Origin of the sequence: Streptomyces sp. NPDC050988 (assembly GCF_044456225.1) — a bacterium.
In the GTDB taxonomy this organism is placed as follows: domain Bacteria; phylum Actinomycetota; class Actinomycetes; order Streptomycetales; family Streptomycetaceae; genus Streptomyces.
In genome coordinates, this window is the sequence record NZ_JBITFQ010000001.1 from 806,026 (window position 1) to 832,440 (window position 26,415).

Sequence of the window (26,415 nt, forward strand, 5' to 3'; positions counted from 1 at the left end):
GCTGCGCCGGTCGAGAGAGTCGAAGAATTCGGCCCTGTGTCGCTCAGCGGCCACTCACAGTAGTCGCCACCGCATCATGTGCGGTGGGCAGTTGACAAAGTCCGGCGGCCTGCGTCCCGCTCTGGTATGAGGGTTCGTACGACAGGCCGATAAACCCCTCGCACGCCCGTTCCCGTGCGTCAGCGAACCGATCAGACCTGGTCAGAAGCGGTCAGCGAAAAAAGAGCGAGGGCCGAGGAGCAGGATGCTCCTCGGCCCTCGCCGAACGCCTTCAAGTGCCTTCGCGCGCTTCTACGTCACCCCGCGGGGACGGTTTCCGGGTCTCCGGTGTCCTCCTTGGTGTCACGCGGTGTGTCACCGACCGTCTCCTCGGCGGAGGGCCAGCCGCCCTCCGGGACGACGGCCACACCGCGCCACCAGGGCTCGGACGGGACGGTCTCCGAGGTCGGCTCGAAGGGCTCACCGGGCCGGGGCAGCGCGATCCGGGCGCCGACCGCGCGGGCGGCGGTGACGGTGCCCTCGCCGGGCTCGGCCCAGGGGTGCGCCGCGAGGTTGAACGTCGCCCAGTGGATCGGCATCATCACGCCGCTGGGCCGGCCGCCCTGGAGGTCCAGATGGGCCCGCATGCCCTCCTCGGGCGTCATGTGGATGTCGGGCCAGAACTCGCTGTACGCACCGATCTGGATCATCGTGGCGTCGAAGGGGCCGTGCTCGGCGCCGATGTCCGCGAAACCGGCGAAGTACCCCGTGTCCCCGCTGTGGTAGATCCGGTGCTCATCCCCGGCAACGGCCCAGGAGGCCCACAGGGTGTGCTGCGTGTTGCGCAGGCCGCGGCCGCAGAAGTGGCGGGCAGGTGTGGCGGTGAGGGAGATTCCGCCGACCTTCGTCGTCTCGTGCCAGTCGAGCTCGCGCAGCCTGTCCGCCGAGACGCCCCAGTGCTCCAGGTGGGCGCCGACACCGAGGGGCACCGCGAACACCGTGTCCGTACCGGCCAGGGCCTTGATCGTGGGCAGATCCAGGTGGTCGTAGTGGTCGTGCGAGATGACGACCACGTCCACCGGGCCGAGCGCCTCCAGCGGGAGGGGCACGGGGTGCAGCCGCTTGGGACCGGCGAAGGCGAACGGGGAACAGCGCTCACCCCACACCGGGTCGAAGAGCACTCGGCGCCCGTCGATCTCGGCGAGGACGCTGGAGTGCCCCATCCACGTCAGCCGCAGCCTGTCGGCCGGCGGCCGGGCCAGGTCGGCGAGGGTCGTGGCATGCACCGGCACCGTGCCCGCCGGGGCGCGGCGCACGCGCTCCTCCTTGCGGAAGAAGGACCGCGCGAACTCGAGCATGGCGCCGTCGGGCCGGGGTGCGCCCTCGGGATTCCGGAAGACGCCGTCCGCGTAGTTCGGCGATCTGCGGATGCGCTCCATGCGCTCACCGCTGGGATCCGCGCCGAACGCGGCGGGCCGCAGCGCACGGAGCCCGGAACTGAGGGAACGGGAACCGGTCACGGCACCTCCAGGTGGAGTCGGTCTGACTTTCCATTATGGTCGCCGCCTCTGACAGCGCCGGGTCGGGCGTATGGCAGGGCGGTTTCCGCGCGGGCCATGGCGGGATCCATCGAGTACGACATCACGTTCTACTGAAGATCCATTCAGTAAGTTGACAGATACATGCAGCACTTTCGATACTGACCGACCATTCAGTAGAGGTAGCCGGTGCGGCACCGGGGCGCGGTGTGCACCCGGCCCCACGCCGGTCAAACGCTCCGAACCTGTCACCTTGTTCCCCTCGCACTCCGCTTTCCAGATCCCCGTTTCCCGGAACCCCGCCCCCTAGGAGTCCCATGACCGCCCAGGACAGCAGCCCGTTGATGACGCTCACCTGGACCGACCACGTCACCGGCCGCCAGGGGCACCTGGTCGTCGACCGGCTGGTGCGCGGTGTCTCCAGCGGCGGGCTCCGCATGCGGGCGGGCTGCACGCTGGACGAGGTCACCGGGCTCGCCCGCGGCATGACCATGAAAGAGGCCCTGCACTACAACCCCGAGAGCCGCTACGTACCGCTGGGCGGCGCCAAGGGCGGCATCGACTGCGACCCCCAGGCCCCGGAGGCGTACGGCCTGCTCGTGCGCTATCTGCGTGCCATGCGCCCGTACATCGAGAGCCTCTGGACCACGGGGGAGGATCTCGGTCTCACCCAGGACGTCGTCGACCGGGCCGTGGCGGAGGCGGGGCTCGTGTCGTCGATCCAGGCCGTGTATCCGCTGCTCGACGACGAGGCGGCGGCCCGGCGGCGGCTGGCGGACGCGTTCGCGGTCGAGGTGGACGGCATCGGGCTCGACGAGCTGGTCGGCGGCTGCGGGGTGGCCGAGTCGGTCCTCGCGGCCCTGGACCGGGCCGGGGTCGCGTACGAGGGGACCCGGGTCTCCGTGCAGGGGCTGGGCACGATGGGCGGGGCCACGGCCCGCTTCCTCGCGCGCGCGGGGCTCAGAATCGTGGCCGTCGCCGACGTGAAGGGCACGATCGCCAACCCCGGAGGGCTCGATGTCGACGCTCTGCTCGCCGCCCGGGACACGTACGGGACGATCGACCGTGCGGTGCTGCGTCCGGGCGACCGTGAACTGCCCGTCGACGCCTGGCTGTCCGCCGACGCCGACGTGCTGGTTCCGGCGGCGGTCTCGTACACGATCGACGCCACCAACCAGGGGCGGGTCACGGCCCGTTGGATCGTCGAGGCCGCCAACATGCCCGTCCTGCCGGGCGCTGAGCAGCAGCTCGCCGGCCGCGGTGTCACCGTCCTGCCGGACGTCGTGGTCAACTCCGGGACCAACGCCTGGTGGTGGTGGACGCTGTTCGGCGACATCGGGGCCGACGCCGACGAGGCGTTCGCCCACACACGGCGCTCGATGCGTGCCCTGATCGACCAGACGCTCGCGCGCGCGGAGGCCGACGGGACGACACCGCGGGCGGCCGCGCACGCGATCGTCGCCGACCGGCTGCCGGTGATCGCGGAGCGGTTCGGCTGGTACCGGTGACGCCGCTGCCGGGCCGGGCCGGGCGGGATCGGTGACGGTCCGGCCGCGGCCGGTAACCGACCCTCCACCGGCGCGCTCCGGGGCGACGCAATAGGGTTGCCGGGTGGCAAGAGTGCGGTTGAGCGTGGCGGAGCGGCGTGAGGAACTGCTGCGGGCCGCCATCCAGCAGATCGAGGGGCGGGGCGTGTCCGCAGTGCGGATCGCCGATGTGGCGACCGCGCTCGGGGTGAGCAACGCGCTGGTGCTCTATCACTTCTCGACCAAGGAGAAACTGGTCGCCGCCGCGTTCACGTACGCGGCCGAGGACGACCTCGCCCATCTCCGCAAGCTGCTCGGCCGCCGGACGACCGCGCTGCGGCGGCTGCGGGCGGCGGTCCGCTGGTACGCGCCGACCGGACAGGCCAAGGGCTGGCGGCTGTGGATCGAGGGCTGGGCGGTGGCGCTGCGCGAGCCCGCGCTGCGGGACGTCACCCGTGACCTGGACCGGCAGTGGAAGGCCGCGATCACCGAGGTCATCGCGGAGGGCGTGGCCGCGGGCGAGTTCCACTGCCCCGACCCCACGAGTACGGCCCTGCGCCTGACCGCCCTGCTGGACGGGCTCGCCGTCCAGATGACGGCGTACCCCGGTGCGGTGTCTCGCGCCCGCACCCAGGAGTGGGTGGACGAGGCACTGGCCCGGGAGCTGGGGCTGGCGCGCGAGGCGCTGACGACTCCGGGCGCCTGAGGCGGCGTACCGCCGAATCGCGGCCGCGGAACAGCTCGCCCTTCGGCGACATCACCGCCGAGGGACGGCGAGGGCTTCCTCGGCATCACGGGCCGGAAGACGGTTCTGCCTCACCGAGGCCACCGGCGGAAAGGCATCGGAGTCTCACCAATGTCACCACCAGGGGCAAGGCGAAGCCCTCTCGGCGTCACAGGCAGAGAGATGCCAGGACTCCCCCGACGCCGTCGGCCGAACGGCGGCGGGACTCCCCCGACGTCACCCGTCAGGGAAGCCCCGCCCCTCCGCGGACCTTGGAGCCGCAGGCCGCGACCACCGGTCGAACCGTGGCCCGCCCCGAAGGCCCTCAGGCCCCCGGACCTTCAAGCCACCGGCTCGATCCGCATCTTGATGTCGTCGGGCGACAGGCTTCCCTTCGCCACCACGCGGTCCCCGGAGGACTCCCCGCGCAGTCGCCGCCCGATCCACGGCACCAGGTACTCGCGCGCCCAGTGGATGTTGTCGCGCCGCATTTCGAGCGTGCCGCGCGGCGGCAGGGGCGGCCACGGCTGGTCGGGGTCCGCGGGCACTTCCAGGCCGAGGACCTGGCCGGCGCGCAGGGCGACCCGCGTGTGTCCCTCGGGCGACAGATGGAGCCGGTCGCCGTCCCAGGCCCGCCGGTCCTGGATGGTCTTGAGGGACCACAGGTCGAGCACGGGACAGCCGTACCGGTCGGCGATGGCCCGGATATGGAGGTTGTACGTGGCGATCTTGCCGCGCATGTGCTTGAGCACGGGCACGCCACGGGTGTCGAAGCCGGTGGTCACGAGGACCGTGCCGACGGCCGAGGTGAGGTCCGCGACGGCGCGCTCGAAGCGCTCCGCGACCTCGTCGGGGTCGGTTCCCGGCCGGATGATGTCATTGCCGCCCGCGCAGAAGGAGACCAGGTCCGGCGCGAGTTCCTTCGCGCGCGTCAACTGGTCCTCGACGATCTGGTCGAGGAGTTTCCCGCGGACGGCGAGGTTGGTGTAGTCGAAGTCGCCCTCGGGCCGGCGGTCCGCGAGAAGCACCGCGAACCGGTCGGCCCAGCCGACGAACGCCCCGTCCGGGCCAAGGTCGCCGACGCCCTCGGTGAAGCTGTCCCCCACCGCCACGTACGACCCGATCACTGATCTGTTGTCATTCTTCGAATCGTCTGCCACATCGGGTCATGATTCACCTTCGGGTGTGAGCTACGCGACCGTAGGAAAGGGTTGACGGGCGGTGAGATAAGCCACTCGTCAAGTGTTGGTCAATCCCGGAATAAGGGGCTCCATCAGGGACGTTGTCGCAGCTCGCGCACCCTGAAGTCCGTGATCCTGAAGTGACTCCACACCGTCCGGAACGCGAAGTGCCCGCTCGTGTACGGCTCTTGGTCCACGAAGTCGAGGACGAGCCGCCCGTTGTTCCACCACTGGACCGTGGAGCCGTTCGAGACGATCCGGACGCGGTTGGGCTCGTTCGCCGTGAGTAGGGGCTCCGTGTAGTCGAGGACGAGCGGCCGGACGCCCGCCTCACCGACGTAACGGCGCAGCCTGGTCGTGGTGTTGGTGTTGGCGCCGTATCCGGCGTAGTACGTCGTGAGGTGGTCGTACTCGTCGAGCGCGCCGACCCTGTGCGTGGCGAAGAGGTCCTCGGGGGAGCGGACGTCCGTGGCGTTCCAGAAGTTGTTGAGGTCCGAGACCCGGTCGTTGGCGCCGCCCGCCGAGACCGGCGTGGCGGTGTACTCCAGGACGTAGGGCCCTCGGAGCTTGCGCTTGAACCACACGGTCGCGCCGCTCGGCACGTCCATCTCCAGGACGCCCCGGGACGCGGTGACGCTGCCGCCGTCCTGCAGTTCTGTCGCCCACTGGCCGAGGCCGTGCCGGAAGTCGTCGCGGGCGATGAGCCGCCCCGGACGGTGCCGGGGCGCCGCGCTCGCGGAGTCACTGTGTCCCGGCTTCCGCACCCCTGTCGACCCATCGCCCGGCCATGCCACAGACGTGCCACAGAGCCGAAACACCGAAGGCCGGACCCCGGGGATCACCGGGTCCGGCCTTCGGAGACGAGCGGAGTGGTACGCCGTGCGGGCGCGCCTGGCGTCGGGTCAGACGGAGACGCCCTTGCCGCGCAGGTACGCCAGCGGGTCCACGTCCGAGCCATAGTCCGGGGTGGTGCGGATCTCGAAGTGCAGGTGCGGGCCGGTGACGTTGCCCGTCGCGCCGGAGAGGCCGACCTGCTGGCCCTCGGTCACGGCCTGTCCGGCCGAGACGGAGAGGGAGGACAGGTGGGCGTACTGGGCGTAGTGGCCGTCTTCGAGCTGGATGACGACCTGGTTGCCGTACGCGCCGCCCCAGCCGGCCGAGACGACCGTGCCCGCGCCGACGGCCTTCAGGGACGTGCCGGTCGGGACCACGAAGTCGACGCCGGTGTGGTACCCGCTGGACCACATGCTGCCCGACATCTTGTACGGGGTGCCGACGCCCGCGCCCGCGACCGGCAGCGTGAAGCCGGCGGCACTGGCCGCGGCGGCGGCCTTGGGAGCGGCAGCAGCCTTCGGGGCCGCGGCCTTCTTCGCGGAGGACTGAGTGGTCTTGGAGGCGCCGGAGTCGGAGCTCGACGTGGCGGCGGCCTTGCCGATCGACAGCTTCAGGCCCGGGTGGATCAGCGCCGGGTCACCGCCGATCGCCTTGCGGTTGTCCTCGTACAGCTTCTTCCAGCCACCGCTGACGTCCTGCGTGTCGGCGATCTTCGACAGGGAGTCGCCCGCACGCACCGAATAGGTCTTGGCCGCGGCCTTCTTCGCCTCGGCCTTCTTGTCTGCGGCGGCAGGCGCCGATTCGGCGGCCTTGCTCGCGACATTCGAGACGCTCGCCACGGAATCGGCGGCGGACTGCGGAGTCGCGGCGTGCGCTCCGGTCGCACCGAGCAGCGGAAGGGCGAGCGCCGCGCCGCCGGTTCCGGCGACGGCTATGGAGCGGGTGAAACGCTGGGACTTGGGACGGCGGTGCTTACCCTTCGCGGGCATGGCGAATTCCTCTCCGGCGCCTGCGAGGTGAGCTGTCGGGTGCGAGCTGGAGATGCCCGGCCGTGTTTGCGCACGACTTAACCCCTAGCCGTTCCGGAGACCGGAACAGGCGTTCTACCTGTGGGTCCCCCGCTCCTGCCGTGTACGGGTGGGTGAGCGGATTCCGGGCGGCGGCAGGATTGGGCGTCCGTCCGGATTGGTGGCGAACGTAAGCGACATGAAGACGCAGGAACAACCTTTGGGGTTTCCTGTGTACCCCGTTCTCTTGATCCCTGACCGAAATGACGGTCACGCTGCGTAAATCAGGGATCTCCCCCGTTTGTTAAATCCCTGAAAACGCAGCTGAATTACGTGAACATGGCGACAGCGGACCGTCACGAATATGACGCTGCTCACGGAGTGCCGTTGCAGGAGCCTTTATTCCAGAGCGAGTTGGAACTAAGGCTCCATTACGGACACAACAGTCACATGCGACGCAGCCGGAAAACTGCCGCATCAAGGTCACCACGCAGCCCCGTCCGCAACCCGTGGTGCAACAACACCGCACCGCGGTGGACTTCACCCGTTTCGAGGCATTCGTACGACGCCGCCGGGTCGAGCCCGCGCAGCCGCACCGGAGCGACCGGTTCGCCGTAGTGCTGGGCCTGGAGCCAGGCGAGGACGACGACCTCGCCGTCACGCGAGTACTGCACGGCGCTCAGCCCTCCCTCCGGCGCCCTCAGCCGGTGGAGGTCCCCGCCCTGCACGACGGGCCGGATCTCCTTGTAGAGCTCCACCCACGTCCGCGCCTCGGCCAGCTCCTCCTCGCTCCAGCGGGTCAGGTCGCCGCCGACACCGAGCACTCCGGCCATCGCGCTCATGAAGCGGAAGCGCAGCGAGCTGACGCGGCCGTTGAGCTGGGTGTTCGGACTGTCGGTGACCCAGGCGGCCATGGTCCGCGCGGGATGCACCTGACTGAAGCCGTGCTGGATGGCGAGCCGGTCGAGCGGGTCGGTGTTGTCCGAGGTCCACACCTGGTCCGTACGCGCCATGATCCCGAGGTCGATCCGGCCGCCGCCGCCCGAGCAGGATTCGAAGGCGACGCCCGGGTGGGCCGCCCGCAGCCGGTCCAGGAGGCGGTACAGGGCGTGCACGTGGTCCACCCAGAGCCGCTGCGGGTAGGCCTCGCCGGGCCACCCCGCGTCGGTGAAGCAGCGGTTGAAGTCCCACTTCACATAGTCGATCGGCGCACTGGAGAGCAGCGTGTCGAGCCGCTCCCACAGATACTCCTGGACGTCCTCGCGGGCGAGGTTCAGTACGAGCTGATTGCGCAGCTCCGTCCTCTTTCGTCCCGGTTGGAACTGCACCCAGTCCGGGTGCGCGCGGTACAGCTCGCTGTCCGGGTTGACCATCTCGGGCTCGACCCAGATCCCGAACCGCATCCCGAGCGCGTGCACCTCGTCGGCGAGGGGCTTGAGACCGGCCGGGAAGCGGTCGGGGTTGGGCGTCCAGTCGCCGAGCCCGGCCCGGTCGCTGGTGCGCGCCCCGAACCAGCCGTCGTCGACCACGAACAGCTCGACCCCCATGGCGGCGGCCCGCCGCGCGAGCGCCCCCTGCTGCTCCTCGGAGATGTCGAACTCCGTGGCCTCCCAGGAGTTGTAGAGCACCGGCCGGTGCTCGTCCGCGTCCGGGATCACATAGGCGCGCTGGTAGGCGTGCCAGGCACGGCTCGCGCCGCCGAATCCGCCGTCGCTCCACAGGCCCGCGAAGACGGGCGTGACGAAGCTCTCCCCCGGCTCCAGCCGTAGCAGCCCCGAGTCGTCGTACCCGACCCCGCCGGTGATCTGCACGCGCGCGTCCGGGAGTTGGGCCACGGCGATCCGCCAGGTGCCCGACCAGGCGAGGGCGCACCCGTAGACCTCGCCCCGCTCCTCGGTGGCCGCTCCGTCCGGGTCCAGGGCGACCCAGGGCAGGTGCTGGTGCGAGGTGTGCCCGCGCCGGCTGCCGATGACCTTCTCACCGTAGGTGAGTTCGGAGCGTACGAGCCGGGACTCGGCCGCCCACCGCCCGTGCAGCTGGGACAGCCGCCAGCCGTCGCGCTGCGGCAGCGTCCAGGCCGCGGAGTCGGCGCGCAGCACCTCCAGGGCCGGCCCCTCGTTGTCGAGGGTCACCCAGCGCTCCACGACGTCGGTCCCGGCCCGCATCCGGTAGTGCAGCGTGATCCCGAGCCCGGAGTCGGAGAACCGCAGCCGCAGCTCGTCGCCGTCCGCCTCGTACGTCTCGAAGCTCCACTCGGTGCCGCGCCGCTCGTCCGTCCGCACGGACAGGGCGGGCCGCACAAAACGGGGGCCGCCCTCCACCGGGTACTCCTCGTGCCCGTCGAGGGTGGCCTCGAAGGCCCAGTACTCCGGTCCCGGGCCGGCCGCGAGTGCCTCGGCGTCGGCGAGCGCGATACGCGGACCCCAGTGCAGATGCAGCAGCGCGTCGTCCTCGCCGAGCCGCAGGGCATAACTGCTCGCCGGGCCCGAAAGAAGCCACGTACGACCGTCTTCGCCGATCTCCAACATCAAACCCTCACAGATCCGAACAGGCACGCTCAATCATCAACATCATTATGGGCCGCGTACCTCCCCGGCAACGCCTGTGGACAACTCATTGGCGTACGAATCGATGTCGTATCGTCGAGAACGCACTTCGCCGACGAGCCGCGTCGGCAGCCGAATGGGAGGAGCCCCCGTGACGCAGCAGGTCCCGTCGACCGAGCCCGAGCTGGCCGGAGTGCGCAACTTCCGTGATGTGGGCGGCCTGCCGACGGTGGACGGCCGGCGAGTGGCGTACGGACGGCTGTTCCGCAGCGGCCACCTCGCGCACGCGACGGAGTCGGACGCCGAGTTCCTCGCCTCCCTGGGCCTGCACACGATCTTCGACTTCCGCAACGCCGCCGACCAGAAGCTCGAAGGGCCCGACGTCGAGCTGCCGGGTGTGCGGAACGTGAATCTTCCGCTGACGGACCCGGCGCACGGGGCCGAGTTCTGGACGATGGTCCGCGACGGCGACATCGACCAGTTGCGCTCGATCCTCGGTGACGGCAAGGCGGCGGACCGGATGATCGGCTCCTACCGCGCGATAGTCAAGGAGCGCACGGCCGAGCACCGCCAGGTGCTGCACTCGATGGCCGAGGACAGCGTCCCCGCCCTGATGCACTGCGCGGCGGGCAAGGACCGCGCCGGCATCTCCATCGCCGTCACCCTGCTCGCCCTCGGCGTCGAGCGCGAGGCCATCGTCGCGGACTACCTGGAGTCGAACGCGACGCACCGCCGCTACAAGGTGCACCGCAGCAAGTCCTCCGCCTCCGCGTACTCACCCGAGGTGATGGAGCTGCTCAGCCCCCTCTTCGACGCACGCGCCGAGTACCTGGAAGCGGCCTTCGACACGATCGAGGAGAAGTGGGGCGGGGTGGACGCCTACCTGGAGCAGGGCCTGGGCGTGACCCCCGAGGTCCGGGAGCGCCTGCGGGAGCGGTTCCTCGACTGACCGGCTGCCCGCCCCTCAGAGACGGGCGCCGCTACTGCCCCTGGGCTCCGAGCGAGAACAACAGGTAGATGAAGGCGGCGAAGATGTGCCCGACCGCCACGTAGATGATGAGCCGCACCCACAGAGCGCGCGGGAACTTCTCCTCCATGTCCTTCATGACGTCTCTCCGGGGGTCGTCGGCCCGAGGCACAGCGTGGCCGTGGGGCTCTGCAGCAAGGTGTGTACGAAGAGGAGCTCGGCCCCGTCCCGGTCCGCGGCGGCGATCCGGTGCGGGGTCAGCGAGTCGAAGTGCGCGCTGTCGCCGGGCTCCAGGACATGCGCGGTGTCCCCGAGGCGCAGCCGCAGCCGTCCATCGAGGACGTACAGCCACTCCTCTCCGGGGTGGACCCGCACGATGTCGCCCTGGGCCCCGTACGGGACGTGCACGCGCAGGGACTGCATGCCGCGTCCGGCCGCACCGGCCTGCCAGTACGTCCAGCCACCGGCCCGGGTGGGCTCCATGTCGGCGGCGCGCACGACGGCGTCCCGCTCGGCGACCGTCTCACCGAGCAGCTCGGAGACGGTCGTACCGTAGATGCGGGCCAGCGCGAGCAGCATCGGCAGCGAGGGCTGGCGCTGCCCGGTCTCCAGCCGGGACAGGTGCGCGGGCGAAAGGCCGGCGGCGCGGGCCGCGGACTCCAGGGTGAGGGAGGCACGGCGCCGCAGCGCACGCAGTTGCGGTGCGACCGCGGGCACCGCGGGCAGCTCGTCGGCCGCCCCCGGCTCGGAAGGGCTCGTACCCTCGACAGGGTTCATGTCCTCCATTGAGCCGGAGGCTTGCCTCTGAGGCAAATTTCTTACCTCAGAGGCAAAAAGCGAGGACCCCTACCGGTTGGCGACCGCCTGCTTCACCAACGTCTTCCCGAAGTCCCACATCAGGCCGCCCCCGCTGTGCGCGTCGGCCATCACGGCGGTGAAGGCCTCCACGAACCGGTCGACGTCCCGCTCTCCGACGACCAGCGGCGGAATCAGCTTGATGACCTCCAGGTGATCGCCGGAGACCTGGGTGAGGATCCGGTGCCGTTGGAGCAGCGGCACGACCACCATCTGGGCGAACAGCCCCTTCCGCGCGGCCTGCAGCATCGTCCAACGGCTGCGCAGCTTCAGCGACTTGGGGCGCCCGAACTCGATGCCGATCATCAGCCCACGGCCGCGCACATCGCTCAGCAGCTCGTACTTGTCGACGAGTGCCGCGAGCCGGGACTTCAACTGCTCCCCCGTGGCCCGGGCGTTGGCGACGATCTGCTCGTTCTCCATGGCCGACAGCACGGCGAGGCCCGCCGCCATGGCCTGCGCGTTGGCCCCGAAGCTCGCGGAGTGCACGAGGACGCGGTCCATGGTCGAGTAGACCTTCTTGAAGATCCAGTCCTTGCCGAGGGTGGCCCCGACGGGCACATACCCGCCGGACAGCGCCTTGGCCACGCACACCAGGTCCGGCTCCACACCGTCCTCGTGCTGGTAGGCGTAGAAGTCCCCGGTCCGGCCGAGCCCGGTCTGCACCTCGTCCGCGATGAGAAGCGCCTTGTGCTTGCGTAGCAACTCCTGTGCGCCGCGCAGATATCCGGGCGGCGACTCGTGCACACCCTTGCCCTGGATCGGCTCGACAATCAGCGCGGCGACATCGCCCTTCTTCAACTCCCGTGCCAGCGCGTCGAGATCGCCGAGCGGGACCGCCGTGTCGGGCAGCAGCGGGGCGAAGCCGTCCCGGAAGCCGTCCTCGCCGTTCACGGACAGGGACCCGGTGGTCAGACCGTGGAAGGCGTGGGTGCAGTACAGGACCCTCGGCTTCCCGGTCGCGTACCGGGCGAACTTCAGCGCGGTCTCGACGGCCTCCGTACCACTGTTGCCGAAGAACACCCGGTCCAGGTGCGGACTGTGCGTGAGCAGCTTCTCCGCCAGCAGCCCGGGCAGCGGCTGGCAGTCGAAGCGGGTGAGGTCGGCGAGCTGCGCGTCGAGGACGTCGTGCAGCGCCTTGCGGACGACAGGGTGATGGCGGCCCAGGCCCATCACCCCGAACCCGGCCAGCATGTCCAGGTACTCGTTGCCGTCCGCGTCCCAGAAGTACGCGCCCTCGGCCCGCTCGTAGACCTTGTCGAAGCCGATGGTGTGCAGCATGCGCGGCAGCTGGTGGTTCAGATGCTTCGCGTGCAGCTCGTAGCGCTCGGCTCCGCGCTCGGCGAGCAGGCCGGCGAGGTCGAACTCCTGGGACTTGCTGGTCGTCATTCCTGTTTCTCCTTGGACGCGTGCTCCTTGCCCGCCGGCTTCTTGGCGGTCTGCCTCTTCGCGACGCGCTGCCTGGCGGGCTGCGCCCTTGAAGCGCCTGAAGCGCCCTGCCCGGCGGACCGCGCCTTCGAGCCGTCCGACGCGGGGGCCTTCCCGTCAGCGACCTTCCCGTTCACAGCCCGCCGCGCCTCGGAAGCCTGTCCTTCGGGTGCCCGCCCCTCGGGTGCCTGCCCCTCGACCGCGGGTTCGGCCTCCATGACCGTCGAGCGCGCCTCCCGAGTGGCCAGGCTCGCGCTGATCCGCCCCGCGATCTCGACGGGCGTGAGACCGATGTCGGCGAGCACCTCCCCCCGCTTGGCATGCGCGAGGAACTGCTCGGGAATCCCGAACCGCCGTACGGGCACGTCGACTTCGGCGTCTCCGAGGGCGAGCGCGACCGCCGCGCCCACGCCGGCCGCCCGGCTGTTGTCCTCGACGACGGCGACCAGGCGGTGCTCGGCGGCGAGGCCGGGCAGCGCGGGATCGACCGGCTTGACCCAACGCGGGTCCACGACCGTGCAGTTGACGCCCCGCGCCTCCAGCAGTTCGGCCGCCTGGAGACACACCGGCGCCATCACGCCGACGGCCACGAGGAGCACTTCGGGCCGCTCGCCGCGATGCAGGACGTCCAGGCCGCCCACCCGGTCGACCGCCGGAACGACCGGTCCCACCGACTCCTTGGGGAACCGGATCAGGGTCGGGGCGTCGTCCACCGCGACCGCCTCGCGCAGCTGGGCGCACAGTTGGTCGGCGTCGCGGGGCGCGGCGATCCTGAGCCCCGGCACGACCTGGAGGATGGACATGTCCCACATGCCGTTGTGTGACGCGCCGTCAACTCCCGTTACCCCGGCCCGGTCCAGCACGAACGTCACTCCGCAGCGATGCAGTGCGACATCCATCAGCAGCTGGTCGAAGGCACGATTCAGGAAGGTCGCGTACACCGCGACGACCGGGTGCAGTCCGCCCGTCGCGAGCCCGGCCGCGGACACCGCGGCGTGCTGCTCGGCGATGCCGACGTCCCACACCCGGTCGGGGAACCTCTCCGCGAACTTCGCGAGTCCCACCGGGTGCAGCATGGCCGCCGTGATCGCGACGACGTCCTCGCGCGCCTCCCCGATCCGTACGATCTCGTCGCCGAACACCGAGGTCCAGGAAGGGCCGTTGGAGGGCGCGAGGGGCTCGCAGGTGAGCGGGTCCATCACGCCGACGGTGTGGAAGTGGTCCTCCTCGTGGGCGATCGCGGGCTCGTAGCCGCGCCCCTTCTCCGTCAGGCAGTGGATGAGTACGGGCCCGTGGAAGCGTTTGGCGCGCCGCAGCGCCGACTCCACCGCGCCCACGTCGTGCCCGTCGATCGGCCCGACGTACTTCAGTCCCAGGTCCTCGAACATGCCCTGCGGCGCGAACGCGTCCTTGAACCCCTTCTTCGCGCCGTGCAGCGACTCGTAGAGGGTGCCGCCGACGACGGGCATGCCCAGCAGTACGTCCTTGCCCCAGGCCAGGACCTTCTCGTAGCTGTCGGTGGTCCGCAGGGTCGCCAGATGGTTCGCGAGGCCGCCGATGGTCGGCGAGTACGAGCGCTCGTTGTCGTTGACGACGATGATGAGCGGCCGGTCCTTGGCCGCCGCGATGTTGTTCAGCGCCTCCCACGCCATGCCGCCGGTGAGGGCCCCGTCGCCGATGACCGCGACGACGTGCCCCTTCTCCCCCTGCACCTGGCGGGCCTTGGCGAGCCCGTCGGCCCAGCCGAGCGCGGTGGACGCGTGGCTGTTCTCGATGATGTCGTGCTCGGACTCCTCGCGCGACGGGTAGCCCGACAGGCCGCCCTTGCCGCGCAGCTTGGAGAAATCCTGACGTCCCGTCAGCAGCTTGTGTACGTAGCTCTGATGGCCGGTGTCCCACAGAATGCGGTCGACCGGCGACTCGAAGACCCGGTGGAGCGCGATGGAGAGTTCCACCACCCCCAGGTTGGGCCCCAGATGACCGCCGGTCCTGGCGACCGCGTGCACCAGGAACTCCCGGATCTCGTCGCCCAGTTGACCTATCTCCGCCTCGGACAGCGCTTTCAGGTCGCGTGGTCCCCGGATGCTCTCCAGAATCGTCACGCTCGGCCCCCTCTCGGTCCGTGCTGCAGCTAACTCGCGGTGACGGTGGGTTGCCCCGGCACCGTGACCTCCGGCTCGCCCGACGCGACGCCGTCCGCCTCCATCTGCTCGGCGATCTTCATCGCCTCGTCGATGAGGGTCTCCACGATCTTCGACTCGGGCACGGTCTTGATGACCTCGCCCTTGACGAAGATCTGGCCCTTGCCATTGCCGGAGGCGACCCCCAGGTCCGCCTCCCTGGCCTCTCCCGGTCCGTTGACGACGCAGCCCATGACCGCGACACGGAGGGGCACTTCCATGCCCTCCAGGCCGGCCGTGACCTCGTCGGCCAGTTTGTAGACGTCGACCTGGGCCCGCCCGCAGGAGGGACAGGACACGATCTCCAGCCGCCGCTGCCTGAGATTGAGCGACTCCAGGATCTGGATGCCGACCTTGCACTCCTCGGCGGGCGGCGCGCTCAGGGAGACCCGGATGGTGTCCCCGATGCCCTCGGCGAGCAGCGCCCCGAAGGCCACCGCGGACTTGATGGTCCCCTGGAAGGCAGGGCCCGCCTCGGTCACACCGAGGTGCAGCGGGTAGTCGCACTGGGCCGCCAGCTGCCGGTAGGCGTTGACCATCACGACCGGGTCGTTGTGCTTGACCGAGATCTTGATGTCCCGGAACCCGTGCTCCTCGAAGAGCGACGCCTCCCACAGCGCCGACTCGACGAGTGCCTCGGGCGTCGCCTTGCCGTACTTCTGGAGCAGCCGCCGGTCCAGCGAACCGGCGTTGACCCCGATCCGGATCGGCGTGCCGTGGTCCTTCGCGGCCCGCGCGATCTCCTTCACCTTGTCGTCGAACTGCTTGATGTTGCCGGGGTTCACCCGAACCGCCGCGCAGCCCGCCTCGATCGCGGCGAACACGTACTTCGGCTGGAAGTGGATGTCCGCGATCACCGGGATCTGCGACTTGCGCGCGATGGTGGCCAGCGCGTCCGCGTCGTCCTGCGTGGGACAGGCGACACGGACGATCTGGCAGCCGGACGCGGTGAGTTCGGCGATCTGCTGCAGGGTGGCGCCGATGTCCGACGTACGCGTCGTCGTCATCGACTGCACGGACACGGGTGCCCCGCCCCCGACCGCCACCGGTCCGACCTGGATCTGCCGCGACACGCGGCGCTCCGCGATCGGCCGGACCGGCACCTCGGGGAGGCCCAAGGAGATGGCGGTCATGACGTCACCCGCGGTTTCCGGAGACGGTGTCACGGGCGGCCCGCAGGGACTCCTTGAGGGAGTCCATGGTGGCCAGGACCGCGGTCGGCTCGTAGCCGCAGTGCGCCATGCAGTTGGCGCAGCGCGGGTCCTTGCCGCGGCCGTACGAGTCCCAGTCGGTGTCCTCGATGAGTTCCCGGTACGTCGTGACGTATCCGTCGCTCATCAGGTAGCAGGGCTTCTGCCAGCCGAACAGCGAGTAGTTGGGGATCGCCCACGCCGTGCACGGGAAGTCGACCTTGCCCTCCAGGAAGTCCAGGAAGAGCGGGGAGTGGTTGAGCCGCCAGCGCCGCCGGTTGCCGCCCGCGAAGGCCTTCTTGAACAGTTCGCGGGTCTGCTCGACGCCCAGGAAGTGCTCCTGGTCGGGCGCCTTCTCGTAGGCGTACGCGGGCGAGATCATCATCTCGTCCACGTGCAGGTCGTCATTGAGGAAGTTGAGGACCTCGATGATCGTCTGCGGGGTGTCGGTGTTGAAGAAGGTCGAGTTGGTGGTGACCCGGAAGCCGCGCTTCTTGGCCTCCTTGATGGCCGCCACGGCCTCGTCGAACACTCCCTCCTTCGCGACGGACTCGTCGTGCCGCTCGCGCAGGCCGTCGATGTGCACGGCGAAGGCGAAGTACGGCGAGGGTGTGAACTTGTCCATCTTCTTGCGCAGCAGCATGGCGTTGGTGCACAGGAAGACGTACTTCTTCCTGGCCACCAGCTGCCGCACGATCTCGTCGATCTTCGGGTGCATCAGGGGTTCGCCGCCGGCGATGGACACCATCGGCGCACCGGACTCCAGCACCGCCCCGACGGCCTGGGCCACCGGCATGCGCTGCTTGAGCACTCCGGCCGGGTGCTGGATCTTGCCGCAGCCCTCGCATGCCAGATTGCAGGCGTAGAGCGGTTCAAGCTCGACGATCAGCGGAAACTTGTCCCGCTTGCGCAGTTTCTGTTCAAAGAGATACGTCGCGACCTTGATGGTCTGGCGGAGCGGCATGGCCATCTGGCTCACCTCCTGGGGAGCAGCAAAGAACGGTGCCATTCGAAGAAAGCTGGAAGAACGGCACGAAGAACGCGGAAGGCTGATATTCCACCGCGCACCGTGCCGATCCGGACGAGTTCATGTTCTGGAGCGTCCACGACCACCCGGACGGCCGCAACCGGGCGCGTGCCCGCGCGTACGGCGCTGTGGAGCGTGGCCGCCGACTCCATGTCGACCGCGATCGCGCCGGTCGCGAGCAGTTCCGACCGTTCCTGACCGCGGACGACGTGGTCGGAGCCGGTGAGCGGCCCCGTGTGGACGGTGCGCCCGGGCAGGGCGCGTGCCAGTTCCTTGACGAGCAGGTCGGTGCCCACGCAGGGCGTGGTGCCGCGCGGGTCCCGGGTCTCGTCGGCGACGACCAGGTCCCCCGGGTGCATGCCGGGGGCGAGCCCGGCACAGAAGCCCGTGGCCAGCACGGCCGCCCCGTTCAGCGCGGGGCCGGCCAGGGCCCGGGTGACCGCCCGTTCGGCGGCACCCGGCCCCATGCCCGTACGCAGCACGGTGACCGGGCCGTCGGCGCTGCCCCGGTCGCCGCCGGTGCGCAGGGCCAGCTGCTCGATGCCGAGCGCACAGGCGATCAGCAGCGGGGCGGCGCCCGGTTTCGTGCTCATCAGCTCGCCCTGCCGAAGGAGGCCTGCCGGTCGGCGAACGGTTCGCCGTTGACGTACCGGCCGAGCGCGGTGAGCGGGAAGACCTGCCGGTAGAGGTGGTAGTTGATGGAGAAGTCCCACGGGAACCCCGTACCGGTGAAGTACGGCTCGTCCCAGGAGCCGTCCGCCAGCTGGGTCTCCGCGAGCCATGCGACACCGCGCTCGGCGGCCTTGGAGTCGCGCTCCCCGGCCGCGAGCAGCGCCAGCAGCGCCCACCCGGTCTGGGAGGCGGTCGAGGCGCCGCGCCCGCTCCACTCGGCGACCTCGTGGTAGGAGCGCAGGTCCTCGCCCCAGCCGCCGTCATCGTTCTGCACGGTCTCCAGCCACGCCACGGCCCGGCGGATCGCGGGATGCGATCCGGGCAGTCCGGCGGCGACCAGCGCGGGCACCACCGACCCGGTTCCGTATACGTAGTTGACGCCCCAGCGGCCGAACCAGGAGCCGTTCGCCTCCTGTTCGGCGAGCAGCCACTCGATGCCGCGGCGGGTGCGCGGGTCGTGGGACAGTCCCTCGATCGCGAGCATCTCCACGACATGCGCCGTGACGTCGGCGGACGGCGGGTCGATGACCTCGCCGAAGTCGCAGAAGGGCAGCCGGTTGGGGAAGGGGCTGGTGTTGTCGACGTCGAAGGCGCCCCACGCGCCGTTCCTCGACTGCATGCCGAGGTTCCAGCGCACCCCGCGCCCGATGGCCTTCTCCATGCGCTCCGGGTCGTGGTGCTTGACGCGGCGCAGCGCGAGGACGACCTCGGCGGTGTCGTCGATGTCGGGGTAGTTGTCGTTGTGGAACTCGAACGCCCAGCCGCCCGGCGGCAGATGGGGCCGCTTGACCGCCCAGTCCCCCGGGCGGACGATCTCCTCTCCGAGCATCCAGTCCGCGGCCTTCACCAGCTGCGGGTGGTCGGCGGGCACGCCCGCGTCGGCGAGCGCGATGGTCGCGAGGCAGGTGTCCCACACCGGCGACTGGCAGGCCTCGATCATCCGGGCCCCGTCCTCGCGCCAGACGGTGAAGCGGTCGAGGGATGCCAACCCCTCGCGCATCACCGGGTGTTGAAGGTCGTAGCCCAGCAGGTGCAGCGCGATGATCGAGTACACGGCGGGCGGCTGGATGCCTCCCCAGCAGCCGTCGTTCTCCTGCCGCTCGATGATCCAGCGGGCGGCGGTGTTCATCGCGGCCCTGCGGAGCCGGCGCGGCGCGACCTTGCGGTAGGTGTGCAGGGCCTTGTCGAGCCGCTGGAAGACCCCGTCCCAACTCCCCACGGGGGCAAGGGGTTTGACCGGATTCGGGTTGTCCGCGTCGGTGTGCAGCTCGTCGAGCGGGAACGGCGCGGGCCGTACCGGACGCTTCGCCGAGACGACGGTGAGCGGCACGATGGTCTGCCGCGCCCAGCACCCGAAGTCGTAGATGTTGAGCGGTACCCACTTGGGGAAGTAGATGAGCTCCGGCGGGAGTTCGGGCAGGTCGTCCCACTTCCACCAGCCGAACAGGGCGAGCCAGATCCGGGTGAAGACCCGGGCCGAGGCGATGCCGCCCCGCTCGCGGATCCACGCGGACGCCCTCGCCATGTGCGGCTCGTCCGGCGCGTCACCGGCCAGCCGCAGGGCGACGTACGCCTCGATGGTGGTGGAGAGTTCGCCGGGTCCGCCGTAGAAGGTGGCCCAGGTGCCGTCCTCGCGCTGCTCGCCGCGGATGAAGAGGCCGGCGGCGCGGGTGGTGGCCTCGTCGCGGATGCCCAGGAACTGGCGGAGCAGCAGGTCTTCGGCGTCCATCGTGACGTTGGTCTCGAGGTCGCCCTTCCACCAGCCCTGGGCGTCCTGCGTGGAGAGCAGGAAGTCGGTGGCGCGCAGTATCGCGCGCTCGGCGGCGTCTCGGGTGTCGACTGTCCCGGCCGCCTCGGGAGTCGTGACTTCTGTGGTTTCGCTGGCCGCGGCTGCGCGGGGCGGCAGGGCCCCGGTGCTTCCGTCGGTCGTCGCTGTCATGGCTTCCCCTTCGTGCAGTGGCATGTCTCTGCTGTGGGTCCGCCGTCGGCCGGTGCTCGTTCTCCCGCGGCACCGGCCGGCGACTACGCGAGGCTTATTCGACCGATAGTGATCATCTCTTCCGTACGACGACGAAGTCGGCGAGCTCCACGAACTGGGCCCGTACGTGGTCCGGCATGAGGATCGTGTCGAGCGCCTCGATGGCGATGGTGTGCTGGCGGCGCGCCTCCTGGGCGGTCCACTCGCGGCCGCCCGCCTCCTCGATGAGCGCGGCACGTACGGCGAACTCCTCCTCGGAGAAGTTCTCGAAGTCGCTGCTCTTGGCGTCCTCGGCGAGCAGTTCACCGAGGCGCTCGGAGGCCGGGCCGCCCGCGGCGAGCGCGGCGACGACCGGCAGGGACTTCTTGCGCTGGCGCAGGTCGCTCCAGGTCTGCTTGCCGGTGGCCACCGGGTCGCCCCAGATGCCGAGCAGGTCGTCGACGGCCTGGAAGGCGAGGCCGAGGTGGTAGCCGTACCTCTCCAGCGTGTCGGCGGTGACGTCGTCGGCGCCGCCGAGGACCGCGCCGATGGAGCAGGCGCAGGCGAGCAGGGCGCCCGTCTTGTTGCCCTCCATCTCCAGGCACTCCTCGACGCTGACCCGGTCGCGGTGCTCGTAGGAGATGTCCTGCGCCTGACCGTCGATCAGGGCGCGGGTGGCGGTGGTCAGGCGGCGCGTGGCACGGCCCGCCTCGACCGTGCCGAGTTCCAGGAGCAGCTCGTTGGCCAGCGCGAACAGGGCGTCGCCGACGAGGATCGCCTGGGCGGGGCCGTGCACCTTCCAGACGGTGTCACGGTGGCGGCGCTGCTCGTCGCCGTCCATCAGGTCGTCGTGCAGGAGCGAGAAGTTGTGCACCAGTTCAACGGCGACCGCGCCCGGCACGCCCACCTCGGGGGCCGCACCGGCGGCCTCGGCGGACATGACGGCGAGGGCGGGACGTACGGCCTTGCCGCCGTCTCCCTCCGCGGGGTTGCCTTCGGCGTCGATCCAGCCGAAGTGGTAGGCGGCGACGGTGTCCATGGGAGGGGCGAGGCGGTTGATGGCCGCCCTCAGTACCGGAGTGGCCAGGGTCCGGCCGCGCTCCAGGAGCGCGGTCACGTCCACCGCGTCGGCAGCCGTCGATGCCGGGGGCACAGTGGGCACAGTCTCTCCTCTTGTGGTGATACGGGGGGTGCGGGGGCCCGCCGCGCTCAGTTCGAGCGTCACGCCGCCTCCTCGAAGAGCTCGAAGAGGTGATCGCGGGGCCGGCCCAGGGCGCTCAGCGCGGCGTCCGCCGCACTCACGCCACTGCGGACCGCACTCTCCATGGTCGCGGGCCACCCTGTGGCGGTCCACGCGCCGGCCAGGTAGAGGCCGGGTGCCTTGGTACGGGCGCCGGGCCGCAGCCGCCCGACGCCGGGGGTCGGAGCGAACGTCGCCGTACGCTCCCTGGTCACGAAGAAGTCCCGGACCTCGGCACCGCGGGTGCCGGGCAGCAGCCGCTCCAGCTCCGGCAGGTACCGCTCGCGCAGTGCCGAGACGGGTGCGTCGATCTCGTCCTGCGCGGCCGACTGCGACAGCGCCAGGTACTGGCCGTCCGAGAGCCCGGACGCCTCGGTCCGGTCGAAGACCCACTGCACCGGTGAGCCGAGCGCGGCGAAGAACGGCCGGCCGAGCACCTTGCGGTCGTACACGACGTGGATGTTGAGGATCGGCGCCGTACCGATGTCGAGGAGCTGTTCAGGGGCGTCGAGCGCGCCGTCGGGCAGCAGATCGTGGGCCTCGCGCTGCGGTACGGCGAGCACGACCGCGTCGGCGTCGAGCGTCTCGCCGGGAACCTGAACGCTCCAACGGCCGTTCCCGTGTTGGGAGATGGAGGTGACCCGTGTCCGAAGTTCGGTACGGACGCCCGCGGAGTCGAGCGCCTTGCGGGCCAGCCGGTCGTGCAGTTCACCCAACGGGACGCGTGCCCAGCCGATGTCGGCCGCGCCCGGGTCGGAGAGCAGCCCGGTCTTGAACACCATCGCGGCGAGCCCGAGCGAAGCATCGCCGGCCACCGCGTTGAGGGTGGCGACCCCCACCAGGTCCCACAGTGCCTCGATGGCACGCTCCGACTGACCGTGCGCGGCCAGCCAGGTGCCGAAGTTCTGCGCGTCGAGCGCCGGATCCGCGAGGTCGAGGCCCTTGAGGGCCAGCGCGGCACGTCCTACTTTGGCGCGCTCGGCGAGCGACAGATGGGGATAGGTAGCGAGGCTTTTCGCGAGATGCAGCGGTACGGGCAGAGCCGTGCGGCCGATTCTGCCGAGTCTGCGTCCGGGTTTCGCCTCCGCGTCGAGAACGGGCACGTCGAGACGATCCTGCAAGGGAGCAAGCTCCGCTCCGTCGACGCGGTCGAGGAACCAGCGGTACGCGGTGCAGCAGCGCAGATACACATGCTGGCCGTTGTCCACGGTGAGAGCGCCGCGCTGGAAGGAGAAGGCCAGCCCGCCGAGGCGCGGCCTGCCCTCCACCAGCGTCACGCGCACCCCGGAGTCGGCCAGCGCGAGCGCGGTGGTGATTCCGGCGAGCCCCCCGCCGACCACCACGGCCGTCGCCGGGCGGCTCCGCTGATCCGCGTCGAGCCCCTCGTCCTGCGTCGTGTCGTTCATCGTGCACCTTCCCCCGAGGCCCGGCCGTGCTGATCGAGCAGTGCACGGTCGGCCGTTGAAGTCAGGGACGCGGTCCCCGACCGGAGGGTTGCGCGCCGTTTCCCGGGACTTGCGTCATCTTGGCCCAAAGTGTCCATCAAGCGCGCCTCCTGATGGTTCGGCGCGAGACGTGCCGGGCGTCGAGGCCGGAAAGGCCCCGCACGGCGACGTACGCCTTCTCGCGGCCGGGCAGCGAGACACGGCCGCGCAGGACGGCCTCCGGCTCGCGCTCGATGCGGTCGAGGAGGCGGCGGTAGATGCCGGCCATGGCGGCGACGCAGGCGCCGCTGCGGCGGTCCAGCATGGGCAGCAGCCGGTAGCCCTCCGCGAAAAGCGCGCGGGCCCGTCGCACTTCGAAGTGGACGAGGCCCGCGAAGTCGGAACCGGCCGGTGGATACGCTCCGTCGAAGCCGGCCGAGCAGCCGAATTTCGCCAGGTCGTCCGCCGGCAGATAGGTCCGCCCGTCCTCCGCGTCCTCGCGAACATCCCTGAGGATGTTGGTGAGTTGCAGCGCGAGCCCGAGTGTGTCGGCGTACTCGGGCGCCCGCTCGGTGCCGCGCGCCCCCGGTTCCGTACCAAAGACGCCTAGCGAGAGGCGGCCGATGGCGCCTGCCACGCAGCGGCAGTAGACCTTGAGGTCGTCCCAGGTCTCGTAGGTCTCGCCGCGGACGTCCATGAGGACGCCGTCGATCAGCTCGTCGAGGCCGTCCAGCGGGACCGGGAAGTGATCCGCCGTGTGGCTGAGGGCGACCGCGACCGGATCGGTGTCGTCGTCGTCCACGGAGCGGTCGCGGACCCGGGCGAGCAGCGCCCGGGTGTCTTCGAGGCGCGCGGCCTTGACGTCGGGAGCGAGTGTGCCGTCCCCGATGTCGTCGACGCGGCGCGAGAACGCGTACAGCGCCGACATGGCGCGACGCTTGGGCGTCGGCAGCAGTCTGATGCCGTACGCGAAATTGCGGGCCTGCTGCCCGGTGATCGCCTCGCAGTAGCTGTATGCGGCGAGTACCGGTGCGGACATGTGCGGCGGAGCCTCCACGGTCCGGATCACCCCTCTCCTCGCAGAGTCACTCCCACCTCGCGCAGCAACTGGATCTTGCCGGGCTTGGGCGGGCCGGAAAGTACGTCGTATTCGGCGGCGGCAATCGCACGGATTGCCGCCCTTCCTCCTGCAACGAAGCCCGCGAGCAGCAGCCTCAGCCTGCCGTGGACGCTACCCACGAGGGGGGTGCCTTCATTCAGGAGGTTCAGGGCGCGTTCTGCTTCGTATGCAACCAGTGCGCGCACCGATGCGCCTGCCGTGGCCGTGGCGAGATCCGCCTCCTGGACATGAAAGCGCTTCATGTCCTCGGCGGGCAGATAGACACGGTCGCGGTCCAGATCCTCGGCCACGTCCTGGAGGTGCTCGACGATCTGCAGTGCCGTGCAGACGGCGTCCGAGCGGCGGATCCGCTCGGGGGTCGAGGTGCCGGTGACCGAGAGGACCAGACGGCCGACCGGGTTCGCGGACAGTTCGCAGTAGGCGACGAGGTCGTCGTAGGTCTCGTACCGCTTGACGAGCTGGTCCTGGCGGTTCGCCGCGATCAGGCCGAGGAAGGGCTCGGGGGTCAGCCCGGTGCGGCGGACCGTCGGCTGGAGGCGGCGCAGGAGCGGGTGGCGAGGGGTCGCGTCGAAGACCCTGTGGAGGTCGGCCTCGAAGGCGTCGAGGAGGAGCAGCCGGTCCTCGGCCTCCTCGGGGGAAACGCCCAGGAGGCGGGCGTCGGCACCGCCGGGGGCCAGGTCGCCGTCGCCGATGTCGTCGACCAGGCGGGCGAAGCCGTAGACGGCGATGAGGTCGGCGCGCCAGGCCCTGGGCAGGAAGAACGGTGCCACGGGGAAGTTCTCGTCCGTGGCCTTGTCCAGGGTGCTGCGCTCCGGGTCACCGGCGCGCGCCGTCCCGGCTGGCGTCACCGCTCACTGCCCGGGCCGGGAACGGCACAAGCGAAGACGGCACGCGCACAGCTGAGCTGGAGAGTTTCCGTAGCCATCGCCGTCACATCTCCCGTTCTACACTGCCGACCCAATACAGACTATTTCGGACACGCCGCCCGGTCGTCCGCGCAGCAGACCCTATGCCGGGTGTCGCGCATTATCGCCCTACTTGCCGCGAATCAGCACCGGTACAGCTTACGTTGTACAACCCGCCATGCCTCGTCGGGGTGTCCTGCACATCACAACAAGACACCGATTGGCGTCAAGATTCCCAAGGACGCCCAGAGTTGGCGTTTCCTTTGCAGACGCAGGGCCCCGCCGGAACGTTCCGACGGGGCCCTGGGCGATTCGGGCTACTTGCCCGTGAACTTCTCGTACTCCTTGATGACCTCGTCGGTCGGGCCGTCCAGGCGCAGCTCGCCGCGCTCCAGCCACAGCACGCGGTCGCACGTGTCACGGATCGACTTGTTGTTGTGGCTGACGAGGAAGACCGTGCCCGCGCTCTTGCGCAGCTCGCGGATGCGGGCCTCGGAGCGCTTCTGGAAGGAGCGGTCGCCGGTCGCCAGGGCCTCGTCGATCATCAGGACGTCGTGGTCCTTGGCCGCCGCGATGGAGAAGCGCAGCCGCGCGGCCATACCGGAGGAGTAGGTGCGCATCGGCAGGGTGATGAAGTCGCCCTTCTCGTTGATACCGGAGAAGTCGACGATGTCCTGATAGCGCTCCCGGACCTGCTCGCGGGACATACCCATGGCGAGCCCGCCGAGGATGACGTTCCGCTCGCCCGTGAGGTCGTTCATCAGGGCCGCGTTGACGCCGAGGAGCGAGGGCTGGCCGTCGGTGTAGACGTGCCCCTTCTCGGCGGGAAGCAGTCCCGCGATGGCCCGCAGCAGGGTGGACTTGCCGGAGCCGTTGGAGCCGATCAGGCCGATGGCCTCGCCGCGGTAGGCCTTGAAGGAGACCCCCCGGACGGCGTGCACCTTGCGGACGCCACGGTCCTCGCCGCGCTTGATTATGCGGCTGAGGGCCGCGGTGGCGCTGCCCTTGCCGGTCTTGGCGCCGTTGACCCGGTAGACGATGTGCAACTCGTCCGCGATGACGGTGGGGATCTGGCCCCCGGTGTTTTCCTCAGCCACGGCCGTAGCGCTCCTCAGCCTTCCAGAAGTACACGAATCCGCCGACGGCGACGAGGAGGGCCCAGCCGGCGGAGACCGCCCACACGTGCGGGGGCAGGTTCTCGGAACCGTAACCGTCGATCAGCGCGAAGCGCATCAGGTCCATGTAGATGGCGGCCGGGTTCCACTGGAGGATGTCGGCGATCCAGGCGGGGTGCTTCTCCAGCATCACGGGGATCGAGAACATCACGCCGGACGCGTACATCCACGTACGCATCACGAACGGCATGAGCTGCGCGAGGTCCGGGGTCTTGGCGCCCATCCGGGCCATGATCATCGCGAGGCCGGTGTTGAAGAGGAACTGCAGGGCCAGCACCGGGAGGATCAGCAGCCAGGACAGCCGCGGGTAGCTGCCGAAGCCGACCGCCACGACGAACAGCACGATCATCGAGAAGAGCAGCTGCTGGAGCTGCTGCAGCGAGAACGAGATCGGCAGCGCGGCGCGCGGGAAGTGCAGCGCCCTGACCAGACCGAGGTTCCCGGAGATCGCGCGGACGCCCGCCATCACCGAGCTCTGGGTGAAGGTGAAGACGAAGACGCCCGTCACCAGGAACGGGATGTAGACCTCCTGGGGCATGCCGCGGTCGGCGCCCAGGATCAGGCCGAAGATCAGGAAGTACACGAGTGCGTTCAGCAGCGGTGTGGCCACCTGCCAGAGCTGGCCGAGCTTGGCCTGGCTGTACTGGGCGGTCAGCTTCGCCTGCGAGAAGGCAAGGATGAAGTGACGCCGTCCCCAGAGCTGGCGGACGTACTCGACGAGTCCGGGCCGGGCGCCGCTGACGGCAAGCCCGTACTTGGCGGCGAGGTCCGCCGCGGAGAGCCCTTCATCGGGCGACGGAGGGGCGCTCACCGCGACACCACCGTCATGCGTTGTCTCACTCACAAGTGGAAACTTTCGTCCTCAAGATACGCAGCCTGGTCGGGCGTAGGCCAAAGCCAGGGACCGGGGTACGGCCCGAATGCTCTCAGATTTCGAGCT

Annotated in this window: 21 protein-coding genes, 2 pseudogenes and 1 riboswitch; of the genes and pseudogenes, 3 read left to right on the forward strand and 20 right to left on the reverse strand. The window is 70.1% G+C overall.

From position 1 onward, the window contains the following. Window positions 1–296: 296 nt before the first annotated feature. On the reverse strand, window positions 297–1,499 hold the full coding sequence (locus ACIBEI_RS03515) for an MBL fold metallo-hydrolase (protein WP_398884588.1): 1,203 nt from the start codon (window positions 1,497–1,499) through the stop codon (window positions 297–299). 335 nt (window positions 1,500–1,834) lie between these two features. Here ACIBEI_RS03515 and ACIBEI_RS03520 point away from each other — a divergent pair, with 335 nt between their 5' ends. Next, entirely contained in the window at window positions 1,835–3,025 is a 1,191-nt protein-coding gene (locus tag ACIBEI_RS03520; protein ID WP_398884590.1) for a Glu/Leu/Phe/Val dehydrogenase dimerization domain-containing protein, read from the forward strand. A 103-nt stretch (window positions 3,026–3,128) separates the two neighbouring features. Beyond that, window positions 3,129–3,749 (forward strand): TetR/AcrR family transcriptional regulator, encoded by a 621-nt coding sequence (locus ACIBEI_RS03525; RefSeq protein ID WP_388452722.1) that lies wholly within the window; start codon window positions 3,129–3,131, stop codon window positions 3,747–3,749. Window positions 3,750–4,108: 359 nt separating this feature from the next. Here ACIBEI_RS03525 and ACIBEI_RS03530 read toward each other — a convergent pair whose 3' ends face one another. The 4 genes from ACIBEI_RS03530 to ACIBEI_RS03545 form a co-directional block, all read right to left on the reverse strand. Further along, window positions 4,109–4,894, reverse strand: coding sequence for an SGNH/GDSL hydrolase family protein (locus ACIBEI_RS03530; protein WP_266754045.1), 786 nt, complete (start codon window positions 4,892–4,894; stop codon window positions 4,109–4,111). Between the two features lie 146 nt (window positions 4,895–5,040). After that, complete coding sequence (locus ACIBEI_RS03535) at window positions 5,041–5,712, reverse strand: DUF6250 domain-containing protein (protein WP_398884592.1); 672 nt, start codon at window positions 5,710–5,712, stop codon at window positions 5,041–5,043. Window positions 5,713–5,850: 138 nt separating this feature from the next. Beyond that, entirely contained in the window at window positions 5,851–6,771 is a 921-nt protein-coding gene (locus tag ACIBEI_RS03540; RefSeq protein WP_398884594.1) for a peptidoglycan DD-metalloendopeptidase family protein, read from the reverse strand. Between the two features lie 4 nt (window positions 6,772–6,775). After that, a riboswitch (cyclic di-AMP (ydaO/yuaA leader) is annotated at window positions 6,776–6,940 on the reverse strand. A 295-nt stretch (window positions 6,941–7,235) separates the two neighbouring features. Beyond that, the gene (locus tag ACIBEI_RS03545) at window positions 7,236–9,317 is read right to left on the reverse strand and encodes an alpha-galactosidase (RefSeq protein WP_398884596.1); all 2,082 of its coding nucleotides are present in this window, start codon (window positions 9,315–9,317) and stop codon (window positions 7,236–7,238) included. A 169-nt stretch (window positions 9,318–9,486) separates the two neighbouring features. Here ACIBEI_RS03545 and ACIBEI_RS03550 point away from each other — a divergent pair, with 169 nt between their 5' ends. Further along, window positions 9,487–10,284, forward strand: coding sequence for a tyrosine-protein phosphatase (locus tag ACIBEI_RS03550; RefSeq protein WP_398884598.1), 798 nt, complete (start codon window positions 9,487–9,489; stop codon window positions 10,282–10,284). A gap of 31 nt (window positions 10,285–10,315) precedes the next feature. Here the strand turns inward: ACIBEI_RS03550 and ACIBEI_RS03555 are convergent, their stop codons facing one another. From ACIBEI_RS03555 to ACIBEI_RS03625, 15 genes and pseudogenes are all read right to left on the reverse strand, one after another. Beyond that, the gene (locus tag ACIBEI_RS03555; RefSeq protein WP_055616152.1) at window positions 10,316–10,441 is read right to left on the reverse strand and encodes a DUF6126 family protein; all 126 of its coding nucleotides are present in this window, start codon (window positions 10,439–10,441) and stop codon (window positions 10,316–10,318) included. Next, a complete protein-coding gene (locus ACIBEI_RS03560) occupies window positions 10,438–11,079 on the reverse strand; it encodes a helix-turn-helix domain-containing protein (protein ID WP_398884600.1) in 642 nt (213 codons plus the stop codon). The genes ACIBEI_RS03555 and ACIBEI_RS03560 overlap by 4 nt, the downstream gene beginning before the upstream one ends. Window positions 11,080–11,148: 69 nt before the next feature. Beyond that, window positions 11,149–12,546, reverse strand: a complete 1,398-nt coding sequence (locus tag ACIBEI_RS03565) for an aspartate aminotransferase family protein (protein ID WP_398884602.1) — start codon at window positions 12,544–12,546, stop codon at window positions 11,149–11,151. A gap of 251 nt (window positions 12,547–12,797) precedes the next feature. After that, a pseudogene (dxs, locus tag ACIBEI_RS03570) lies at window positions 12,798–14,687 on the reverse strand (1-deoxy-D-xylulose-5-phosphate synthase); the annotation flags it as partial. Between the two features lie 29 nt (window positions 14,688–14,716). Next, window positions 14,717–15,898, reverse strand: coding sequence for a flavodoxin-dependent (E)-4-hydroxy-3-methylbut-2-enyl-diphosphate synthase (gene ispG / locus ACIBEI_RS03575; RefSeq protein ID WP_055616154.1), 1,182 nt, complete (start codon window positions 15,896–15,898; stop codon window positions 14,717–14,719). 4 nt (window positions 15,899–15,902) lie between these two features. Continuing rightward, window positions 15,903–16,925, reverse strand: a complete 1,023-nt coding sequence (gene hpnH / locus ACIBEI_RS03580; RefSeq protein WP_398884603.1) for an adenosyl-hopene transferase HpnH — start codon at window positions 16,923–16,925, stop codon at window positions 15,903–15,905. Between the two features lie 5 nt (window positions 16,926–16,930). Further along, on the reverse strand, window positions 16,931–17,575 hold the full coding sequence (locus ACIBEI_RS03585; RefSeq protein WP_398884605.1) for a 1-hydroxy-2-methyl-2-butenyl 4-diphosphate reductase: 645 nt from the start codon (window positions 17,573–17,575) through the stop codon (window positions 16,931–16,933). Further along, complete coding sequence (gene shc / locus ACIBEI_RS03590; RefSeq protein ID WP_398884607.1) at window positions 17,575–19,593, reverse strand: squalene--hopene cyclase; 2,019 nt, start codon at window positions 19,591–19,593, stop codon at window positions 17,575–17,577. The genes ACIBEI_RS03585 and shc overlap by 1 nt, the downstream gene beginning before the upstream one ends. A gap of 112 nt (window positions 19,594–19,705) precedes the next feature. Then, on the reverse strand, window positions 19,706–20,836 hold the full coding sequence (locus ACIBEI_RS03595; RefSeq protein ID WP_398884608.1) for a polyprenyl synthetase family protein: 1,131 nt from the start codon (window positions 20,834–20,836) through the stop codon (window positions 19,706–19,708). After that, window positions 20,833–22,269 (reverse strand): annotated as a pseudogene (gene hpnE, locus ACIBEI_RS03600) (hydroxysqualene dehydroxylase HpnE); the annotation flags it as partial. The pseudogene hpnE and the gene ACIBEI_RS03595, both read right to left, overlap by 4 nt. Continuing rightward, window positions 22,254–22,394 (reverse strand): DUF6380 family protein, encoded by a 141-nt coding sequence (locus ACIBEI_RS03605; RefSeq protein ID WP_398884610.1) that lies wholly within the window; start codon window positions 22,392–22,394, stop codon window positions 22,254–22,256. The pseudogene hpnE and the gene ACIBEI_RS03605, both read right to left, overlap by 16 nt. Continuing rightward, window positions 22,394–23,314 (reverse strand): presqualene diphosphate synthase HpnD, encoded by a 921-nt coding sequence (gene hpnD, locus ACIBEI_RS03610; RefSeq protein WP_398884612.1) that lies wholly within the window; start codon window positions 23,312–23,314, stop codon window positions 22,394–22,396. The genes ACIBEI_RS03605 and hpnD overlap by 1 nt, the downstream gene beginning before the upstream one ends. Before the next feature lie 26 nt (window positions 23,315–23,340). After that, window positions 23,341–24,243 carry a squalene synthase HpnC gene (gene hpnC, locus ACIBEI_RS03615; protein ID WP_398884613.1) on the reverse strand — a complete coding sequence of 301 codons (903 nt, stop codon included), beginning with the start codon at window positions 24,241–24,243 and terminating at the stop codon, window positions 23,341–23,343. 374 nt (window positions 24,244–24,617) lie between these two features. Continuing rightward, window positions 24,618–25,397, reverse strand: a complete 780-nt coding sequence (locus ACIBEI_RS03620) for an ABC transporter ATP-binding protein (RefSeq protein ID WP_143634321.1) — start codon at window positions 25,395–25,397, stop codon at window positions 24,618–24,620. Beyond that, window positions 25,390–26,319, reverse strand: coding sequence for an ABC transporter permease (locus tag ACIBEI_RS03625; protein ID WP_398884615.1), 930 nt, complete (start codon window positions 26,317–26,319; stop codon window positions 25,390–25,392). The genes ACIBEI_RS03620 and ACIBEI_RS03625 overlap by 8 nt, the downstream gene beginning before the upstream one ends. Window positions 26,320–26,415 lie beyond the last annotated feature (96 nt).

Excerpts from the sequence above, each read along its gene's own strand:
- ACIBEI_RS03520 (WP_398884590.1), top strand. The coding sequence starts at position 1,835 with ATGACCGCCCAGGACAGCAGCCCGTTGATGACGCTCACCTGGACCGAC.
- ACIBEI_RS03540 (WP_398884594.1), bottom strand. The coding sequence starts at position 6,771 with ATGCCCGCGAAGGGTAAGCACCGCCGTCCCAAGTCCCAGCGTTTCACC.
- ACIBEI_RS03545 (WP_398884596.1), bottom strand. The coding sequence starts at position 9,317 with ATGTTGGAGATCGGCGAAGACGGTCGTACGTGGCTTCTTTCGGGCCCG.
- ACIBEI_RS03555 (WP_055616152.1), bottom strand. The coding sequence starts at position 10,441 with ATGAAGGACATGGAGGAGAAGTTCCCGCGCGCTCTGTGGGTGCGGCTC.
- ACIBEI_RS03560 (WP_398884600.1), bottom strand. The coding sequence starts at position 11,079 with ATGAACCCTGTCGAGGGTACGAGCCCTTCCGAGCCGGGGGCGGCCGAC.
- ACIBEI_RS03565 (WP_398884602.1), bottom strand. The coding sequence starts at position 12,546 with ATGACGACCAGCAAGTCCCAGGAGTTCGACCTCGCCGGCCTGCTCGCC.
- ispG (WP_055616154.1), bottom strand. The coding sequence starts at position 15,898 with ATGACCGCCATCTCCTTGGGCCTCCCCGAGGTGCCGGTCCGGCCGATC.
- hpnH (WP_398884603.1), bottom strand. The coding sequence starts at position 16,925 with ATGGCCATGCCGCTCCGCCAGACCATCAAGGTCGCGACGTATCTCTTT.
- ACIBEI_RS03585 (WP_398884605.1), bottom strand. The coding sequence starts at position 17,575 with ATGAGCACGAAACCGGGCGCCGCCCCGCTGCTGATCGCCTGTGCGCTC.
- shc (WP_398884607.1), bottom strand. The coding sequence starts at position 19,593 with ATGACAGCGACGACCGACGGAAGCACCGGGGCCCTGCCGCCCCGCGCA.
- ACIBEI_RS03605 (WP_398884610.1), bottom strand. The coding sequence starts at position 22,394 with ATGGACACTTTGGGCCAAGATGACGCAAGTCCCGGGAAACGGCGCGCA.
- hpnD (WP_398884612.1), bottom strand. The coding sequence starts at position 23,314 with ATGTCCGCACCGGTACTCGCCGCATACAGCTACTGCGAGGCGATCACC.